Source organism: Ligilactobacillus cholophilus (genome assembly GCF_030389495.1).
GTDB lineage: Bacteria > Bacillota > Bacilli > Lactobacillales > Lactobacillaceae > Ligilactobacillus > Ligilactobacillus cholophilus.
Genome location: NZ_CP127832.1, coordinates 1,025,920 through 1,046,592, shown reverse-complemented (window position 1 = coordinate 1,046,592; position 20,673 = coordinate 1,025,920). Strand labels below are relative to the sequence as shown.

General features: G+C 32.2%; 18 protein-coding genes. 14 read left to right on the top strand and 4 right to left on the bottom strand.

The window, feature by feature from the left end:
• Positions 1 to 111 precede the first annotated feature (111 nt).
• On the top strand, positions 112 to 555 hold the full coding sequence (gene rplM / locus QPK35_RS05475; protein ID WP_290032971.1) for a 50S ribosomal protein L13: 444 nt from the start codon (positions 112 to 114) through the stop codon (positions 553 to 555).
• A gap of 13 nt (positions 556 to 568) precedes the next feature.
• Positions 569 to 961 carry a 30S ribosomal protein S9 gene (gene rpsI / locus QPK35_RS05470; RefSeq protein WP_290032970.1) on the top strand — a complete coding sequence of 131 codons (393 nt, stop codon included), beginning with the start codon at positions 569 to 571 and terminating at the stop codon, positions 959 to 961.
• Between the two features lie 105 nt (positions 962 to 1,066).
• Here rpsI and QPK35_RS05465 read toward each other — a convergent pair whose 3' ends face one another.
• Complete coding sequence (locus tag QPK35_RS05465; protein WP_290032969.1) at positions 1,067 to 3,094, bottom strand: KUP/HAK/KT family potassium transporter; 2,028 nt, start codon at positions 3,092 to 3,094, stop codon at positions 1,067 to 1,069.
• 451 nt (positions 3,095 to 3,545) lie between these two features.
• Between QPK35_RS05465 and QPK35_RS05460 the strand changes: the two genes are divergently transcribed.
• Entirely contained in the window at positions 3,546 to 4,115 is a 570-nt protein-coding gene (locus QPK35_RS05460) for a DUF5067 domain-containing protein (RefSeq protein ID WP_290032968.1), read from the top strand.
• Between the two features lie 80 nt (positions 4,116 to 4,195).
• Here QPK35_RS05460 and QPK35_RS05455 read toward each other — a convergent pair whose 3' ends face one another.
• The 3 genes from QPK35_RS05455 to QPK35_RS05445 form a co-directional block, all read right to left on the bottom strand.
• Positions 4,196 to 4,495: a DUF454 family protein gene (locus QPK35_RS05455; RefSeq protein WP_290032967.1), complete on the bottom strand. Its 300-nt coding sequence runs from the start codon at positions 4,493 to 4,495 to the stop codon at positions 4,196 to 4,198.
• Between the two features lie 61 nt (positions 4,496 to 4,556).
• A complete protein-coding gene (locus tag QPK35_RS05450; protein WP_290032966.1) occupies positions 4,557 to 5,177 on the bottom strand; it encodes a DedA family protein in 621 nt (206 codons plus the stop codon).
• 142 nt (positions 5,178 to 5,319) lie between these two features.
• Positions 5,320 to 7,014, bottom strand: a complete 1,695-nt coding sequence (locus tag QPK35_RS05445; RefSeq protein ID WP_290032965.1) for an oleate hydratase — start codon at positions 7,012 to 7,014, stop codon at positions 5,320 to 5,322.
• A gap of 331 nt (positions 7,015 to 7,345) precedes the next feature.
• Between QPK35_RS05445 and QPK35_RS05440 the strand changes: the two genes are divergently transcribed.
• The 11 genes from QPK35_RS05440 (at position 7,346) to gatB (ending at position 20,671) form a co-directional block, all read left to right on the top strand.
• The gene (locus tag QPK35_RS05440; protein WP_290032964.1) at positions 7,346 to 7,777 is read left to right on the top strand and encodes a MarR family winged helix-turn-helix transcriptional regulator; all 432 of its coding nucleotides are present in this window, start codon (positions 7,346 to 7,348) and stop codon (positions 7,775 to 7,777) included.
• An 83-nt stretch (positions 7,778 to 7,860) separates the two neighbouring features.
• Positions 7,861 to 9,204, top strand: coding sequence for a flavocytochrome c (locus tag QPK35_RS05435; protein WP_290032963.1), 1,344 nt, complete (start codon positions 7,861 to 7,863; stop codon positions 9,202 to 9,204).
• Positions 9,205 to 9,351: 147 nt separating this feature from the next.
• Entirely contained in the window at positions 9,352 to 9,912 is a 561-nt protein-coding gene (locus QPK35_RS05430) for an ECF transporter S component (RefSeq protein WP_290034247.1), read from the top strand.
• 21 nt (positions 9,913 to 9,933) lie between these two features.
• The gene (locus tag QPK35_RS05425; RefSeq protein ID WP_290032962.1) at positions 9,934 to 10,581 is read left to right on the top strand and encodes a glycoside hydrolase family 73 protein; all 648 of its coding nucleotides are present in this window, start codon (positions 9,934 to 9,936) and stop codon (positions 10,579 to 10,581) included.
• Positions 10,582 to 10,679: 98 nt separating this feature from the next.
• Entirely contained in the window at positions 10,680 to 11,819 is a 1,140-nt protein-coding gene (locus QPK35_RS05420; RefSeq protein ID WP_290032961.1) for an ATP-grasp domain-containing protein, read from the top strand.
• 185 nt (positions 11,820 to 12,004) lie between these two features.
• Positions 12,005 to 14,197: a DNA helicase PcrA gene (gene pcrA / locus QPK35_RS05415; protein ID WP_290034246.1), complete on the top strand. Its 2,193-nt coding sequence runs from the start codon at positions 12,005 to 12,007 to the stop codon at positions 14,195 to 14,197.
• Between the two features lie 19 nt (positions 14,198 to 14,216).
• On the top strand, positions 14,217 to 16,235 hold the full coding sequence (ligA, locus tag QPK35_RS05410; protein ID WP_290032959.1) for an NAD-dependent DNA ligase LigA: 2,019 nt from the start codon (positions 14,217 to 14,219) through the stop codon (positions 16,233 to 16,235).
• Positions 16,232 to 17,383, top strand: coding sequence for a CamS family sex pheromone protein (locus QPK35_RS05405; protein ID WP_290032958.1), 1,152 nt, complete (start codon positions 16,232 to 16,234; stop codon positions 17,381 to 17,383). Before ligA ends, QPK35_RS05405 begins: the two co-directional genes overlap by 4 nt.
• A gap of 83 nt (positions 17,384 to 17,466) precedes the next feature.
• Positions 17,467 to 17,772 carry an Asp-tRNA(Asn)/Glu-tRNA(Gln) amidotransferase subunit GatC gene (gene gatC, locus QPK35_RS05400; RefSeq protein ID WP_290032957.1) on the top strand — a complete coding sequence of 102 codons (306 nt, stop codon included), beginning with the start codon at positions 17,467 to 17,469 and terminating at the stop codon, positions 17,770 to 17,772.
• On the top strand, positions 17,772 to 19,238 hold the full coding sequence (gene gatA, locus QPK35_RS05395; protein WP_290032956.1) for an Asp-tRNA(Asn)/Glu-tRNA(Gln) amidotransferase subunit GatA: 1,467 nt from the start codon (positions 17,772 to 17,774) through the stop codon (positions 19,236 to 19,238). Before gatC ends, gatA begins: the two co-directional genes overlap by 1 nt.
• The gene (gene gatB, locus QPK35_RS05390) at positions 19,238 to 20,671 is read left to right on the top strand and encodes an Asp-tRNA(Asn)/Glu-tRNA(Gln) amidotransferase subunit GatB (protein WP_290032955.1); all 1,434 of its coding nucleotides are present in this window, start codon (positions 19,238 to 19,240) and stop codon (positions 20,669 to 20,671) included. Before gatA ends, gatB begins: the two co-directional genes overlap by 1 nt.
• The last annotated feature ends 2 nt before the right edge of the window (positions 20,672 to 20,673 follow it).

Here is a 20,673-nt window from a genome sequence, read left to right as displayed (position 1 = left end):
TGACTATTTAATAAAATAATCGTAATATAGTATTTGGTATTGTTTGCCCCACAATAGCCCCGTTAAAACTATTGTATGTCAAACAAGCATAATAAATGGAGGAATTTAACCGTGCGTACAACATATATTGCAAAACCAGGTGAAGTAGAACGTAAATGGTATGTAGTAGATGCTACAGATATTCCTTTGGGACGTTTATCTACTGTAGTTGCTTCAATTTTACGTGGTAAAAATAAGCCACAATTTACACCTAACGTTGATACAGGTGACTTTGTGATTGTAATCAATGCTGAAAAAGTTGCTTTAACAGGACACAAAGCTAACAAGAAAGTATATTACCACCACTCATTACATCCAGGTGGATTGAAGTCACGTACAGCTGGTGATTACCGTGAAAAAGATCCAGAAAAATTAATCGAATTATCAGTTCGTGGCATGCTTCCAAAAGGTACTTTAGGTAAGCAACAACTTAAGAAGTTACATGTATACCGTGGTGCAGAACACAAGCATGAAGCACAACAACCAGAAGTATTAGACATCACAAACTTAATCTAGGAGGAATTTTAAATTGGCTCAAGTACAATATCAAGGCACAGGCCGTCGTAAAAATTCCGTTGCTCGTGTTCGTTTAGTTCCTGGTTCAGGTAAGATCACGATGAACGGCAAACCAGCAGAAGAATATATTCCATTTGCAAACTTACGTCAAGTTATGGTTACACCATTTGTTGTAACAGAAACAGAAGGTCAATATGACGTTTTCGTTAATGTTAACGGTGGTGGTTTCTCAGGTCAAGCTGGTGCAACTCGTCATGGAATTGCACGTGCTTTACTTGAAGTAGATCCAGACTTCCGCGATGTATTGAAGAAGAATGGTTTATTGACTCGTGACGCTCGTATGAAAGAACGTCGTAAGCCAGGTCTTAAGAAGGCTCGTAAGGCTTCACAATTTAGTAAACGTTAATATTTACTTCATAATCAAAAAAGCTGTGAATCATCACAGCTTTTTATTTTTTATATAAAAAGTAAAATAAAAAATCCTAGGCTAATTTGCCTAGGATTTTTAAATTTATTCATCATCTTTTTGAGAAACAGTATTTAGAATTTCTTTTTGATTTACAAATGGCATTTGACGTTTCTTTAAGTACAATGGAACGTTTTCTACACGCACATCACTAAATTCTAATCCAAACCATTGAACAGGGGTTGTTGAATGATTTTGAAGCCAAATTCTTGCCGAAATCAAGAATCGTTTCCAAGCTTTTAAATTAGTATTTGGTGATAGTAATTCACGAATAAGAACAAAGACGAAATCGCCAACTTTACGACCAGGAGTAGTAGTATACTCTTGAGGTTGTTCATCAATTATTCCTTGATCCATTAAATCATTAACAATTTGTCTGAGATAAAGGTTCAGACTATGATTTGATTTAAATCCAAGATATAATTGCAAGTTAACAATATTTCTAGTACCCATCATATCAACAGTGTAGTAATTTGTATAAGGTTCATTAGTTGTGTTAACAGTTACGAACCAATATACTTTTGCACGTTTAGGTTGTTTATCTAAAATTGAATATAATATTTCACGTTTAATTTTACGATTTGGTTTAACTTTTGCTAACATTACAAGATTACTCATATATAAAGGAATACTTTCGTCTTGAGATAATTCAACTAATTGGTCTACGTAATCATCAAGGCAAACTTCTTCAGTTGCATCCATTAGGTCATCTCTAATTCGATTTCCATAATACCAAATTACCATGATTAAAATTAAAGTAGCAGTAATTAAAGCAGTTACGTAACCACCATGAACAAATTTAACTAAACTTGAAATGAAGAATATCGTTTCAATTGAACCGAAGAAAAGCAAACAAGTAATAGCTAGAGGAGTTGACCATTTTCCACGTATATATTCAAAGAGAAGGAAGGTTGTCATTAACATTGTTAAGGTAATAGCTAAACCATATGCTGCTTCCATATGTTCGGATGTTCTGAAGAAGAAGACAACACTTAAAGTAATAGCACATAAAATCCAGTTAACAACACCAATATAAATTTGTCCCTTTAAAACATTTGGATGATAAACTTTTAAACGTGGAAGAATCTTCAAACCGATTGCTTCTTCAACTAATGTATAAGAACCAGTGATTAAGGCTTGTGAAGCAATAATAGCAGCTAATGTAGCAATAATTACACCGATTAAGTATACGGAATGAGGTAGCATATCATAAAAAGGATTAATGTTTGTAGTTATAGTTTGATGTTTTACTTGTTGAAGAATCCATGCACCTTGACCAAAATAATTTAACATTAATGATAAATAAACGAGTGGCCAAGTGATATAAATATTTCTTCGACCGACATGACCCATATCAGAATATAGAGCTTCAGCACCGGTTGTAGCTAAGAAAATGCTTCCTAAAATAAAAATTCCCATTCGATTTTGAGAACTAAAAAGTACTTTTACCCCATAGATAGGATTTAAAGCTTTTAATACTGTAAAGTCTTTACACATATTCATAAAACCAAATACAGCTAAAAAGCCAAACCAAAATACCATTACAAATCCAAAAGTTTTTCCAATTGAACTTGTTCCTAGACGTTGTACTAGGAATAAAATTAAAAGGATCGTAATAGTAATTAAAACAACATCTGATTGGCTAGTAACAGGAATGAAGTTTCCAAACTTAAATCCTTTTAAACCTTCAATAGCAGTAGTAACCGTAACAGCAGGTGTTAATGTTCCATCAGCTAAAATAGCAGCTCCACCAATAAGAGCGGGGACAATCAACCATTTTGCCCGTTTTTTAACTAGGGCATAAAGTGCGAAGATACCACCTTCACCATGGTTATCTGCTCGCATTGCAATGATTACATACTTTACTGTTGTAATGAGCATCAATGTCCAAAAAATCAAAGACAAGCAGCCAATAATATAATCAGGTGTGATATGACTTACACCACCTTGATCATTGATTAAAGCACTCATAACGTATAAAGGTGATGTTCCAATATCACCATATACAATTCCTAAAGTAATAATGGCACCTAAAAAATATTCTTTGCCATATTTTTTTACCAAATTATTCACTCCCTTATTAAAAAATAATTGCAATAAATTATGTATTAAAAATAATTGAACAAAACGTATTATAACGGATATTAGACGATTTGCAATTAATTTTAAATATATTTTGTAAATTGTCATTTTTTTGTAATATAAATATAAAAATTAGGCATCCTGTTAATATCAATGATTAACAGCGTTTTTATTTGAATTGACCAACAACTTGACCCACATTTATTTTTATATATCAAAAACTTAGAAAATCTTTCTTTTTACTTTCTGTTACGTGGATATATATGTTCATAGTAGCATGACCTAATCGGACTTGAACATCTTTAATAATACAAATAGCAGACTAGCATGGATGTGCCTGAATTCATATGTAGTTATCTTTTTTGAGATTTAGCTTATTACGAAAAAATATTGACAATAGATTTTGCAAAATATTAATATAAAATCTGAGGTGATTTGCAATTTGAAAAAGAAAGTAATAACAATTGGTGCAGTATCATTAATAGCATTTGGCTTAGCTGGATGTGGTACAAACAGTAGAACTGATAACAATACTAACAGTTCTAAAACAGCTGCTGTATCATCTTCATCTGAATCAAAATATGGATTTAAAGATGATATATTAACACTGCATGATTTAACATTAAAGATCACTAAAATTGAATTAGTAAAACCGGGATCTCAAGATTACAACAACAAATGGAGATTAGCAGTTTACTATGATCTCACCAATAATACCGACAAAGATATTAATCCACTTACTGCAGTTTTATTAATGAGTGCAGTTCAAGATACTAACGGAAGTCAAGTTGATAATCTTGAAGTTGGAGCAAGTTTAAATGATAATCAGGAATTAACTGATAAGCAATCTGACCAAATCAAAAAAGGTTGTACAGCACCCGGTTGTGTTATTTATGATTTGACCAATAACACTGATAAAGTAACATTGAACTTTGAAAACAATGGGACTAAATACGGTTCAAAGATAATTGATTTGTCTAAATTAGAACAAGTGGAAGATACTGAATATTAATCCACATTCATTTTTGTAATATTAAATCGTCAATTTACCATAATTATATAAATAAAAGGTATAAGATCCATTGGGGATTCTTATACCTCTTTTTGATTGTTTTTATAAAATTTTTTCGTTAATTTACGTAACCATGCCAATTTAGGGCTAGTGTTATAAATTTTCTTTACTTTATTTTCAAATTTTAAAACATGCTCTTGGTAAAACTTTCGTTTGCGAACCCAATTACGAATTTTAGGAGAAACTTTTGAGAGGCAAAAGAAAGCAATTAATAAAAATGGAATTTGAGGAATAACTGGAAGAACGATTCCAATTAGACCTAATGTGAAGAAAATAATTGAAACTATTAACCAGCATGTTTTTTTTGCATATGCAGACATAATCTTCCACCTTTCAAAATCATTGAGATAAATTTTATCACAAATTATTAATTATTTCATTTTAGTTGGCTGATTTTTTGTTATGAAAGTGTCGATATATGAAATATCCAATAATTCCAACAATAATAACTATAAATAAAACAACAATACTATATTGTTCAATTGTATTTGATAGTTTTTCCCAAGAAGAACCAGCAAAGTGACCAACTAAGATTAAAGCAGTATTCCAAATAGCTGAGCCTAAGCCAGTAAGTAAGAGGAACTTTTTGAACGAGTATTCAGCCATTCCTGCAGGGATTGAAATTAAACTACGAATTACTGGAAGAAAGCGACCCCAAAAGACAGCTGAACCGCCATGTTTAGTGAAAAATCTTTGTGCTTTCTCAATATGTTCAATTTTTAAATGAAGAATTTTTCCCCATTTACCATTAACTAATTTTTCGATATGTTCAAATGAAATTAATTTACCAAATAAGTATAAAACAATTGCGCCAATAAGGGCACCAATTGTAGATGCAACAATTAGTCCTCCAATATTTAAATTTGCGGAAAGTGATAAAAATCCGCCAAAAGTTAAAATAACTTCAGATGGTATAGGAGGGAAAATATTTTCCACTGCAATTAATAATGCAATTGCAATATAACCATAGTTGTTAATAAAATCTATAATTATTGTATTCATATCTGACCTTTCTAAATTGTAGTAATTTTAGTTTAACGGAACTTTTGACAGAAGAAAAGGTTAATATTAATGGTTTAAGAAAAATACAAGAAGATTTTAATATAAAAAAAAGAACCTATATTATAGGTTCTTTTTTATTAATTTAATCAAACATGCGTTTAGCAGCTTTCATTAAGGTAATTGGATCATGATCATAACGTGGAGTTTTGACCAATTTAGAATCAGGAATACCTGCAAAGTGGAAAGCAGCAATTTCACCAGAACGAACCGCACTTTCTTCTGTAAAGATCATTTGATATGGTTGTTCAACAAATTCACCAGTGAAGGCTAAGTTTGTTGAGAAATCAGGAATAACCTTTGGTCGATCTGATTTAGCACGGTTATTAAACAATGCTGATGCATATGGCATGTAAACAGGGATGCAATTAATTACACTGTCTAAAATTTCTTGCTTTTTAGTTTTAATATTAATTGGACCAGGGTCTACTTTAGAAAGTTGTCCAATTAATTCTTCTAACATTTCTTTTCCTGTCATCTTGATGTATTGTTTATGAACAAATTCACCTTCGCGACGTGGGTATAAGAAGTAACCCCAAATAACTGATTCATTAGGCTTTTGAGTAGTAAAATGAGGTTGATGATGAACAACGATGGACATTGTTACATCTTCTTGACCTAATGGTGTAACTGGTTCTGTAGAAATAAATGAGTTCAATGCATTTCCTGGAATTTGATTTGTAATTCTAGCAATTTCGTTTAGTAATACATGATCTTTGGTTGTTAATGTAAAACTTACCCATTCAGATGCATCACGATCTGCAAAGAACTTATCGGGATTACCTAAATTATAGAAATGTTGTGTAGCTTGTTTCCATAATGATGATGCAGCACCGTAATCAGGATTTTCAGGTGCTGGAGTATTGTAATCGCCAAGTGTAGCAGAGTCAGTAATGGAACCATTTGTAAAGAAGACAGCAGTTTCGTCATCAACTGTGACATGTTCTTCCAAACCTGTTTCAACATTTTCCATTTTAAGTCCAGTAACTGTAATTTCATCTTGCATTTTTGTTTCTTTGAATTCAAATTCATTTACACGACGATTCATTACAAATTTAACGCCTTGACCTTCTAAATACTTGATCAATGGAAGCATAATACTTTCAAATTGGTTGTAGCGTGTACGGTTTACGCCGACTAAATGTTCAATTTGTGTGAATTCATAAATCATTTGATGCATGTAACGACGAAGTTCTTGTGCACTTGATTGAGTTCTAAATGCAAATGTTGTTTCCCACATATACCAGAAGTTTGTTTGGAACATGTGTGGATCATCTTTGAAATATTCAGCAATTGAAATATTATCCAATTTAGTTTCTTCATCATCGCGCATTAAAATTAATTTTGTAAGTAATAAACGATCAGTATTGTTAAGGCCTAATTTATGACCATCAACAATTCCTTTACCACCTTGAAGTAAACGTCCTACATCATATGTCCGGTGATGTGCATCAAAATCACGTGTATCTTCTGCAGCAGTCATACCAGGCTCTGTAACTGAAGGAATGCGACTTAATAGATCCATTAAATCAACGTATGTACGATAGTTTAACATTCGTCCACCACGTGCAATGAATCCTTTTGTGTTTTCCATAGGGTGGTTTTTGTTCCAATATTCTTCAGCAGCTTCTGAAGCAGTTGAGCCATCATTAGCACCATGCTTATCTAAAGCAAAAAATGTAATATTTTCTGGATCCCAATGACCCTCCTGAATTAAATAAACAGCAGCAGCCATATTGGCAATACCAGCACCAATCATAATTGCTTTGCTTTTTGACATAGTAGTATCCCTCCTGTTTTAATATGTTAACGATTACGCTTTAATTATACTATTTTGCATAAATTAATGTCTATTAAAATCCATACCATAGTAATTCAATGTACTTCATTTACTTTCAGCTTATCATGTTTGGTTTAAATTAGGGTAAATAAACCATTATTAGATAATATAGTAAATGATAGTATGTTAAAGTCATCTATGTTACAATATCTCTTAATGTATTTAGATGCATGCCTTTGCGAAACATTTAATTTATTTACAATTTATGTTTAACACTGTATAATATTTAATCGCATAGGTGAGAGAAATTAATAATTAGGAAGTGTAAGCTATGCTTTCATTGCAAAAGACAATGATTGACTTGTTACAGAAGGTTCAACTTCATAATCACTTAAATCAGTATAAAGAATTTGAAAAATTAGGTGCAATTGATGTGTATTATTTAGAAGCAATTAATCAATCTAAAAATACTACAATTGGCCAGGTTTCACGTCTTTTAAACCAGTCAACACCTAATACAAATTATCACATTAAAAAATTAATGAATTTGGGTTTAATTGATAAAAAGATGGATGAAAAGGATCGTCGTGTCTTCCATTTATCAGTTACTGATAAATACACTCAAATGATTGACAATAATGCAGAATTTTGGCAAGCACTTCAAGATAATTTAGAAGAAAAAGTATCTGTTTCAGATATGGCTACATTTAAGGGTGTCTTGCAAAAGTGCTTAGATGTGATTGATGAGAATAATGTTGATTAAATAGCAATAAAACTATTCGTAAATGTCGAATAGTTTTATTGCTATTTTTTTAAATTTATTAAACTTATTAAAGGAGAGTTATTATGTCAAATAATGTTCAAGTAGTTGTTTTAGGTGCAGGATGTGCAGGATTAACAGCAGCCTTACAAGCACATCAAATAGGTAAAAAAGTAGTTGTTTTTGAAAAAATGCCCCAAATTGGAGGAAATTCTAAAAGAGCATCATCAGGAATGAATGCATGTGAAACTACTACACAATTAAAAAATGACATTATAGATTCCGCTGACTTGTTCTATAAAGAAACATTTAAAGCTGGTGGAAAATTAAATGATCCTGCTTTGTTAAGTTTTTTTGCATCACATACAAATGGTGCAATTGAATGGTTAAAGCAATTTGGAGTTGAATTAACTGATTTAACAACATTAGGAGCAATGAGTCGTCCTCGTGCTCATCGTCCTAAGGATACTTCTCCAGTTGGTGCTTACTTAGTCAATAAATTATATGATGCAGTCAAGAAGAGTAATATTCCAGTATATACTGATTCAAAAGCAATTAGTTTGAAACGGACATCATCTAATGAAATTCAAGTAACACTTAATGTCGAAGAAAAACAATATGAAGTAAATTGCCAAAGTTTGATTTTAGCAACAGGTGGATTTGGTGCATCAAAGGAATTAATCAAGAAATATGCACCACAGTATGAAGATTATAAAACAACTAATCAAGAAGGCTCTACAGGAGATGGTTTAAAATTATCACAACAGCTAGATGCGCAGTTGATTCAATTAGATCAAGTTCAAATTCATCCAACTGTACAACAAGATAATCCACATGTTTATTTAATTGGAGAAACGGTTCGTGGTGAAGGTGCAATTTTAGTTAATACATCTGGAAGAAGATTTGTAAATGAATTAGATACACGTAAAAATGTTTCAAATGCAATTATTGCGCAAGATACCAAGCATGCGTTTTTGATTTTAGATCAAAAGGTATATCAACGTGTTAAAGCATTAGCATTTTATGAAAGTATTGGCCTTGTAGAAAAGGCAGAGACATTGGATGAATTAGCAACAAAAATTGGAATAGATTCTGACAATTTACAAAGTACAATTACTAATTACAATAGACAAATCGAAAATGATTCTGAAGATGAATTTAAACGTCATACGGAATTGAAAGAAATTAATCAAGGCCCATTTTATGGAATTCATATTGCTCCTGCAATTCATTACACAATGGGAGGCATCCATATTGATGACCAATGTCATGTATTAGATGAAAATGGTGATATTGTTCCTGGATTATTAGCTGCCGGTGAAGTTACTGGAGGATTACATGGAAATAATCGTGTAGGTGGAAATTCAATTGCTGAAACAATTGTGTTTGGTCGTCAAGCTGGTATTTATGCATGTGAACATATTAAATAATTAAATTTAAGATAAAGAAGAGATATTGATGTTTCAAATTTCATCACAATCTCTTCTTTTTTTATTAATGTTTAAATGCTATAATCACTGGTAATAAAAAGATTGAAGGGTAGCATTGTGAATAATTCAAGATTTAAAATTAAAAAAATGGCAATTTTGGCAATTTTTATTTCAATAATAATATTACAAAATTTAGTTCCATTTTTAGGAAACATTCCAATTGGACCATTGAGTATTACTTTAATACATATTACTGTGATTACAGCCGCAATTGTGCTAGGACCTAAAGATGGCATGTTAATTGGAGCTATTTGGGGATTGATTACTTGGATACGAGCATTTGTGTGGCCTACAAGTCCAATTGCCGTAATTTGTTTTACTAATCCATTGATCTCTGTTTTGCCAAGAATTTTAGTTGGAGCAACTAGTGGATACAGTTATTTAAAATTAAAAAATAAAATAAATAATAAGTTATCAATGGTAATTGCTGCAGCAATTGGAAGTATGACTAATACATTATTAGTATTAGGACAAATTTACATATTTTATCACAACCAGGCACCAAAACTATATTCAGTTAATGTTAAAGAATTATTGCCTTATTTATTAGGAGTAGTTGGAACAAATGGTATTCCAGAAATGTTAGCAGCAATGTTTTTAGTACCAATAATTTCAACAATTTTGATAAAAATTGTATGGAAAAAATGAAAGGGAGAATGGAGAGATTGAATGAAATGCAAAGAGAGCTACGAAAGGATTAAAAAAAAGATTAAACGTAAGCTATCACGCAAGCATTTAAAAGTGATCGATGTAATTTTGATAGCTATTGTTTTGTTAATTGGGTCAATCCAGATAATTCGTTGGACTAGCAAGAATGTCCAAGAAGAACAGACATCATCTATCTCTCAGGCTGAGCAGGTAAAATTAAATTTCATCAAAAAAGTAGCACCAATTGCACAGACAGAACAAAATAAATATCATGTGTTAGCAAGTGTAACGATAGCTCAGGCAGCTTTAGAATCTGATTGGGGACAAAGTGAATTATCGCAAAAATATAATAATTTGTTTGGAATAAAAGGCACAGGAACTAATAGTGCGGTAATGACTACTAAAGAATATGTAAATGGGGAATGGATTACAACTAAAGCAAGTTTTGTAGTGTATTCTAGTTGGAATCAATCAATTGAAAATCATACAAAGTTATTTGTAAATGGAATTGATGGGGATGAAAATCATTATGCTCAAGTTCTTAATGCAACAGATTATCGAAGTGCAGCACAGGCTTTACAACAAACTGGATATGCTACAGATCCGGATTATGCACAAAAATTAATTTCAGTAATTGAAAAATATAAATTATACCAATATGATAGGTGAATTCTAAAGGAATAATTAATAATTAAATTTGTTATTTATGCTATCATAAATAATGAAACTAACTAAGATATATTTTAGATAGAGAGTAGTGAGGAAAAATGACAGAAACGCTTTTTCCTGGTAGTACAGTAGGAATTATTGGCGACAGTCCTAATGGTATTATGTTAGCTAGAACTGCCAAACGGATGGGATATAAAGTAATTGCTTATAGTAGATATGAAGAAAGTCCAATTTTAGCAGAAGCAGACGTTAAAATCGTTGGTAAGATGAATGATAAAAATAAGCTTCAGGGATTTGCGCAACGCTGTGATGTAGTTACATATGAATCAGAGCATATTAATTCTCAAGTAGTTAAGTTTATTTCACAATTTACTCGTGTTCCACAGGGAAGTGACTCTTTGGAATTTATGCAAGATCGGCTTCTTGAACGGGCATTTTTTGAAAATATTAATGTAAACATTGCTCCATATGCGACAATTGTTAATTTAGATGATATTTATCAAGCAATAACTTCAATTGGTTATCCATGTATTTTAAAACCAATTCAAAAGGGATTAGGTAAAAGTCATCAACAAATAATACGCAAGCAGTCTGACATAGCTAAGTGTGCTGATATTATTGATATGGGAACTTATATTCTTGAATCTTGGATTCCATATACAAAAGAATTATCAGTTGTTTTAACTAAAGATGTAAAAGGAACAATTAATTTCTTCCCTATGGTAGAAAATATTTATCATGACCATGTTTTACATGAATCATTAGTTCCTGCAATGATTAGTAATGATGTTGAGGCTGAAGTGCGTCGTTTAGCTGCTAAGATTGCTCAAAACCTTAAGTATGTTGGAACAATGCAAATTGCATTTTTCTTGACGGAAAGCGGAGCAATTTACGTTAAACGTGTTGTACCTGCATTACATGCAAGTGGATATGTTTTTGACAAAGCAACAAATGTTACAATGTTTGAACAACATTTACGTGCTTTAGCACAAATGCCATTAGTTAAAACTGAATTAATGGAACCAACAGTTGCAATTACGATTGAAAGTCAGGATCGTAATGCATTAAGAACACAATGGGTATTAAAAGATAATTGGTATTATAATTTCTTCCGTTATCCATTATCAATGCGTAATCAAGCAGCAACAGAAGGATATCTTCTTGCGTTGGGACCAACAATTGAAACTGTTCGTGAACAGGTAGAATCAACGGGTATTTGGGATAATAAAGCGCAATAATTTAAAGGATTAAAATTTATATATGCGTACAAAGGATCGTCTAAAGGGTTGGGATGTTTAGTCACAACCTTTTTTTATGATTAAAGTAGTTTAAATTATTATACGCATTTTGATATAATTAAGATTGATTGCATCTTAAATTAGGAGGAAAAAGATAATTGGCTGTAAATGATTTACTTGCAAAAATGAATGATAAACAAGCACAAGCAGTTCGGACTACTGAAGGCCCACTTTTAGTTATGGCAGGAGCTGGAAGTGGAAAGACACGTGTGCTAACTCATCGAGTAGCTTACTTGATAGAAGAAAAAAATGTTAATCCATGGAATATTTTGGCAATTACATTCACTAATAAAGCCGCTCGTGAAATGCGAGAAAGAATTGATAAATTAATTGACGAAGGAGCTGAAGAAATTTGGGTTTCTACATTTCATGCTCTATGCGTCAGAATTTTGCGCCGAGATGGTGAAAAAATCGGTTATTCAAGGAACTTTACAATTGCTAGTTCAAGTGAACAAAGAACTTTAATGAAACATATTATGAGTGACTTGAATGTTGATCCTAAAAAATATACAGCTCGTTCTATTTTAAGTGCGATTTCAAATGCTAAAAATGAGTTATTAACGCCTGAAGATTATGCAGCTAGTGCGGATGGAATGTTTCAAGAACTAGTAGCAAAGGCATATGCAGAATATCAAAGTCGTCTTCAAAATAATCAAGCGTTAGATTTTGACGACTTAATTATGAAGACAATCGATTTATTTAAAGAAGCCCCAGCTGTTCTTGAGTATTATCAAAGAAAATTCAAATATATTCATGTTGATGAATATCAAGATACAAATGAAGCACAATATGAGCTAGTGAATATGTTGGCTAAAAAATATCGTAATATCTGTGTTGTAGGTGATGCAGACCAAAGTATCTATGGTTGGCGTGGTGCTAACATGGAAAACATCCTAAATTTTGAAAATGACTATACGGATGCAACAGTAATAAAACTTGAACAAAATTATCGTTCAACAAAAACTATTCTACAAGCAGCCAACAAGGTTATTGAAAATAACGTAAATCGTAAGGCTAAAACTTTATGGACAGAAAATAAACAAGGTGAAAAAATTCACTATTACCGAGGAAATACAGATAGTGAAGAAGCATATTTTGTGGTTAAAAAGATTAAGCAATATATGCAAGAAAATCAAAAAAATTATCGTGATTTTGCAATTTTATATCGAACAAATGCACAATCACGTAAGATTGAAGAAACTTTTGTAAAAGCAAATATTCCATATAAATTGGTTGGTGCACATAAGTTTTACGAACGTAAAGAAATTTTAGATGTGCTTGCATATTTAAGATTAGCAACTAATCCAGATGATTCAATGAGTTTTGAAAGAGTTGTTAATTCACCAAAACGTGGCATTGGTGCTACAAGTATGCAAAAATTAAATGATTTTGCTAATTTACATGGATTATCTTTAGAAAAAGCTGCTGAAAATGTGGCTTTAACTGAAATTCGTGGAAAAGCATCAACTGAATTATCAAAATTTGCACAGACAATTTGTAAACTGCATGAATTAGAAAAAACTGAAAATGTAACAGAATTAACTAAAGATATTTTAGAAATTACTGGTTATCGTGCAGAATTAGAAAAAACAAAGTCATTAGAAAATCAAAGTCGTTTAGAAAACTTGGATGAATTTCTTACAGTAACTAAGCAATTTGATGAAAGCTGGCAACCAGAAAATGAAGAAAGTGATCCATTTTCAGATTTTCTTGCTGACTTAGCGTTAGTATCTGATCAAGATGATGTTGATGATACAGATGAAGTTACAATGATGACTTTACATGCAGCAAAAGGTTTGGAATTTCCTATAGTATTTTTAATGGGAATGGAAGAAGGAATTTTCCCATTATCTCGTGCATTAACTGATGAAAATGAATTAGAAGAAGAACGCCGATTAGCTTATGTTGGAATTACACGTGCACAAGATGAGTTATATATTACAAATGCTTTTTCAAGAATGCTTTACGGAAGACGTCAAAGTAATTGTGCATCAAGATTTATAACTGAAATTGGAGACGATTTAATTAAATCTGAAAATGAACAAAATAGTAGTAAGAAAACTGCAGCAACACGTGCTCCATTTGCTAGAAATACACCAGTATATCGTAAGCCAGCAGGAACAGTTGAACGGCCAAAAGGAACAGGTGCTGATAAGAAGGCCTGGAAGGTTGGCGATAAGGTTATGCATAAAGCCTGGGGCGAAGGAACAATTGTGAAAGTAACCGGCGAAGACGAAAGCATGGAATTAGATATTGCATTCAAGAATGAAGGTATTAAACGATTATTAGCTGCATTTGCTCCAATTACGAAAAAGTAAAGAAGAGAAGGTGTGATAATTGAGCGATAAAAGTCTTAAACAAACTGCACAAGACTTAAGAAATCAATTAAATACTTGGGCACGCGAATATTACTCTTTAGATAAACCGACTGTTCCAGATGATGTTTATGATAAAAAATATCAGGAATTAGTTAATATTGAACATGCACATCCTGAGTTAATAACACCCGATTCACCTACACAACGCGTAGGGGGACAGGTATTAAAGGGATTTGAAAAAATTAATCATGAAATTCCAATGTTATCTTTAGGAGATGTTTTCTCCAAGGAAGAATTAGGAAATTTTGTTGATAATCTTGATAAAAATTTAGATGAAAAAATTGATTATAATTGTGAATTAAAGATTGATGGATTAGCTATCTCTTTGGTGTATCGCAAGGGGATCTTTGTTCAAGGATCTACACGCGGTAATGGGCGAATAGGAGAGGATATTACTCAAAATTTAAGAACAATAAAGTCAGTTCCATTAAAATTATCAGAACCAGTTGATGTTGAAGTTCGTGGCGAATGTTATATGCCTAAAAAATCATTTGTTGAATTAAATGAACGACAAGAAAAAGAAGGAAAACAAATTTTTGCAAATGCAAGAAATGCTGCTGCAGGATCGTTACGTCAACTAGATAGTCGAATTACATCAGATAGAAAATTGAGCACATTTATTTATTATTTAATGGAACCAGAGAAATTTGGCGTAACAACACAAAGTCAAGCACTTGAAAAAATGCGATCATGGGGATTTAAAATTGATCCAGACTTTAAAGTTGCACATGATAAAGAAGAAATTTTTGAGTATATTGATAAATATCAAGAAAAACGTGCTTCTTTGACATATGATATTGATGGTATAGTAATAAAGGCTAATCCATTTAGTGTTCATAGAGAAGTGGGGAATACAGTCAAAGTTCCAAGATGGGCAATTGCATATAAATTTCCTCCTGACGAACAAGAAACAATTGTTAGAGATATTGAATGGACAGTCGGTAGGACAGGTGTTGTTACTCCAACTGCAATTATGGATCCGGTTCAATTAGCAGGAACAACTGTAAGTAGAGCGTCATTACATAATCCTGATTATATTAAAGAAAAGGATATTAGAATTGGAGATACTGTTAAACTTCATAAAGCAGGAGATATAATTCCTGAAATTTCAATGGTTGTTTTGAGTAAAAGACCAAATGATAGTGTGCCTTATCCAATTCCTAAAAATTGTCCCGAATGTGGAGCTAAGTTGGTTCACTTAGATGATGAGGTGGCATTAAGATGTATTAATCCTAAGTGCCCTGCATTAGTAAAAGAAAGTTTAACTCATTTTGCATCTAGAAATGCTATGGATATTCGTGGATTAGGAACGCGAATCATCGCGCAATTATATGATAAAAAATTAGTTAAAGATATTGCTGATATTTATAAGTTAACAATTGATGAGCTTTTGCAACTTGATAAAATTAAAGAAAAATCAGCAAACAACTTATTGACTGCTATTGATAATAGTCGTGAAAATTCATTAGAACGATTACTTTTTGGCTTAGGAATTAGACATGTTGGTGCAAAAGCTGCAAAATTAATTGCCCAACATTTTAAAACGATGGATCGAATTAAAGAAGCCTCAGTTGAAGAAATTTGTTCTATTAAAACAATGGGAACGATTATTGCTGAAAGCATTGTGACTTATTTTGATAGTAAGGAAGTTGACGAATTACTTGAAGAATTAAAAAAAGCTCGAGTAAATATGTCATATACAGGTGAATCTGAAGCCGAAATTTTAGAAAATGCAGCTAATAGTCCATTTAATGGGTTGAGAGTTGTTTTGACAGGAACTTTAGATCATCTTAAACGTGCAGATGCAAAGAAATGGCTTGAGGCTCATGGGGCAAAAGTTACTGGCAGTGTATCAAGTAAAACAAACTTATTAATTGCTGGACATGATGCTGGTAGTAAATTAACTAAGGCAGAAAATTTAAAGATTAAAATAATCAATGAAGAAACCTTTATACAACAGATGGAGGAAGAAGATTGAAAATAAAAGTAAGTGCATTAGCAACAATTTGTTTATCTGCGTTATTGTTAGTTGGATGTGGAAAAACTAGTAACGATTCATCTTCTAATAATGACAATACGACAACTACGAAGAAAGCAAGTGTTCGAACAACAGGAGACGCAACAGATGATGAATATCAAGGAGTAATTGAAAATGGTCATTATAAGACTAGTAAATCACGTGGCGTAGGTGTACAACAAGATTCAGAAAATATGCTTAATTCAAAGAGCTTTGATGTTGGAATGACAGATATTTCTAAAAAATTCTTTTCAACAAAAAGTTATGTTTTCCAAGAAGGACAATACCTATCTAAGAGTACGGTACAAGATTGGCTTGGGCGAAAGTCAAAAGATAATCCTGATGGCTTAAACCCTGAAAGTAATGGGAATGGGTCAAATCGTAATCCAATGTATATTCAACAAATTGGTGAACAAGATTATATGAAAGATAATGATGGAAAATTATCTTTAGCTGGAATGACTATTGGAATTGGAATGAATCGCAAAGATTACTACCAAAAAGAAGAATATGGTGCAACTTATACTCAATCTATTTCTAAGGAAAAAATGGTTGAAGAAGGAAAAATTGCAGCAAAAAAAGTTTTAGAACGTGTGCGTAAAATAGACGGAGTTTCAAATGATACGCCAATTGTTATTGCGATGTTTGAACAAGCTCCAAATGATAGCTTAGTTGGTGGTACATTTTATGCATATGCTGTAAGTAATAGTGGTACAGATTTAGGCGATTGGAAGAATCTTGACTTAAAGAATGTTACATTCCCTGAAACATCTACTAACTCAGTTCCAAATAGTAATGATGAAAAGAATTTTGAAAACTTTAAAAATAAGATTCAAAACTTCTTCCCTAATTTGGCTGGCGTAACTGCACAAGCACAATATGATGGTAAAACACTGAAGAGTATGAATGTAAGTATTACAACTCAGTTTTATAGTGAAACTGAAATTATCAGTTTTACTCAATATGTAGCTCAAGCAGCACAAAGTTATCTACCAAATAAGATTCCAATTGATATTCAAATTTTAGGATCAGATGGTAAAACACAAGCTTTCTTATCTCGGGACTCAGGTGAAGGGAAATTTAGTAGTCATGTATTTACTGGTTTTTAAAATCTGCTAAGAATTAGTTATATCAAGGCTTTCAATGTGATAAAATACAAATAATGAGTCTGAATTGAAAAGAGGTTAAGTTTATGAAAATTACTAAAGAAGAAGTACGTAAAATTGCTGAATTATCAAAATTAGAGTTTACTGACGAAGAATTAGAAATGTTCACAAGTCAAATTGAAGAAATTATGAACATGTCACATCAATTAAGTAAAATCGATACAACAAATGTTAAACCAACAATTAATGTTACAGATGCTGTAAATATTATGCGTGAAGATGTTGCTAAAAATCCTACACCACGTGAAGAATTAATGAAGAATGTACCAGAACATGAAGATGGATTCATTAAAGTGCCTGCAATTTTAGATGAAGGGAAGGATAACAAATAATGGATTATTTGAATAATGATTTAACTAGCTTACATGAAAAATTAGTTAATAAAGAAATTAGTGCAACTGAACTAGCAAAATCAACATTTGATACAATTGAAACACGTGATCAAAAAATTGATGCCTTCCTTGCATTGAATAAAGAAGCTGCATTGAAACAAGCTGCTTTAATTGATGAACGTGGAATTGATCCAAATAAAATTTTAGATGGAATCCCAGTAGGAATTAAAGATAACATGGTTACTAATGGCTTAAAAACTACTGCTGCAAGTAAAATGTTAGAAAACTTTACTCCAATTTATGATGCAACTGTTGTTAAACGATTAAAAGATGCTGGTATGATTGTTGCGGGTAAGTTGAATTTAGATGAATTTGCAATGGGAAGTTCAACAGAAACATCAGCATTTAAGAAAACTAAAAATGCATGGGATTTAACAAAAGTTCCTGGCGGTTCATCAGGTGGACCAGCATCAGCAATTGCTTCTGGTGAAATAATAGCTGCATTGGCTTCAGATACTGGTGGTTCTATTCGTCAACCAGCTGCATTTAGTGGTGTGGTTGGATTTAAGCCAACATATGGACGAGTATCACGTTATGGATTAATTGCATTTTCATCTAGTTTAGACCAAATTGGCCCAATGACACGTTCAGTTAAAGATAATGCATTAATGTTAAATGCAATTGCTGGACAGGACGAACACGACTTTACAACATCACCACGTGAAGTTCCTGACTTTACTTCAAAAATTGGTAAAGATATTAAAGGAATGAAGATTGGTGTTCCAAAAGAATTTATGGATGTTGATTTACAACCAGTTGTACGTGAAGCAGTAAATAATGCAATTAAAGTATTTACTGACTTAGGAGCAACAGTTGAAGAAGTATCCTTGCCACATGCTCTTAATGGTATTCAAGTTTATTATATTGTTGCAACATCAGAAGCTTCATCAAACTTACAACGTTTTGATGGTATTCGTTATGGATTCCGTGCACAAGATGTTAAGAATTTGGAAGATGTATATGTACGTACACGTTCTGAAGGCTTTGGTGATGAAGTTAAACGAAGAATTATGCTAGGTACTTTCTCATTGTCATCACATTTATATGATGAATTCTATGGTAAAGCTATTAAAGTTAGAACTGTTATTTGCCAAGACTTTGATAATGTGTTTAAAGATTATGATTTAATCTTAGGACCAACAACAACTGGTGCAGCATTTGGTTTTGGTGAAAAATCTGATGATCCAATTTCAATGTATATGAATGACTTATTGACAATTCCAACTAACTTAGCTGGATTACCAGCCATTTCACTTCCAGGTGGATTTACTGAAGAAAACTTACCAGTTGGAATTCACTTGATTGGTGATCGTTTTGAAGAAGAAAAGATATACCAAGCTGCATATGCGTTTGAACAAGCAACTGATTTTCATAAGAAAAAGCCAGCGATTGGAGGTCAAGATTAATGAACTTTGAAACAACTATTGGACTTGAAGTACACATTGAAATGCAAACTAAATCAAAAGCATATTCACCTGCTCCTGTTGTTTATGGTGCAGAACCTAATACAAAAACTAATGTGATTGATTGGGCATATCCTGGCGTTTTGCCTCAAGTTAATAAGGGAATCTTAGAATATGGTATGCGTGCCGCAATGGCATTGAACTGTGAAATTAACCAAGAATTACATTTTGATCGTAAAAATTATTTTTATCCAGATAATCCAAAGGCATATCAAATTACTCAAAAAGATACTCCATTAGCGTACGATGGTTATTTAGAAATCGAACTTGAAGATGGTAGTAAGAAAAAAATTGGGATTGAAGAAATGCACGTTGAAGAAGATGCTGGTAAAAATACACACAATCCTAATGGATATTCATATGTAGATTTAAATCGTCAAGGAACACCATTAATTGAAATTGTTTCAAAACCAGATATGCATTCAGCAGATGAAGCATATGCATATTTAACAAGATTACGTCAAATTATTAAATTTACTGGAATTTCTGATGTGCGTATGGATCAAGGATCAATGCGTGTGGATGTAAACGTATCAGTACGTCCAATTGGTTCTGATAGACCAGGTGTACGTACAGAAATGAAGAACTTAAACTCATTTGATTACGTTCATAAGGGAATTGAATTCGAAGAAAAACGTCAACGTGGTATTTTATTAAAGGGTGGAGAAATTGAACAAGAAACTCGTCGCTTTGATGAAAAAACAAATACTACATCATTGATGCGTTCAAAAGAAGAAGCAAATGACTACCGTTACTTCCCAGAACCTGATTTACCTAGTTACTATATTTCAGATGAATGGATGGAAGAAGTACGTGAATCTATTCCAGAAATGCCAGATAAACGTCGTGCTCGTTATATTAATGAATGGGGCATTCCTGAATATGACGCTAAAGTATTAACTCAATCTAAAGAGATGTCTGATTTTTATGAAGCAACAGTTGCATGTGGTGCAGATCCTAAATTGGCTTCAAACTGGTTAATGGGTGAAGTGAATGCTTACTTGAATGATAAGCAAATGGAACTTAATGATACTGCATTAACTCCAGCTCACTTAGCAACAATGATTCAATTAATTAAGGATGGAACAATTTCATCTAAAATTGCTAAAAAAGTATTTAAAGAAATTATTACAAATGATACAGAACCAAAAGCATGGGTTGAAGAAAAAGGAATGGTTCAATTATCTGATCCAGCTAAATTACAGCCAATTATTGATGAAGTATTGGATAATAATCAACAATCTATTGAAGACTTTAAGAATGGTAAAGATCGTGCATTTGGATTCCTTGTTGGTAATATTATGAAACAAACTCGCGGAAAGGCAAATCCAAAAGTTGTTAATAAATTATTAAATGAAAGTTTGAAGAATAGATAAGT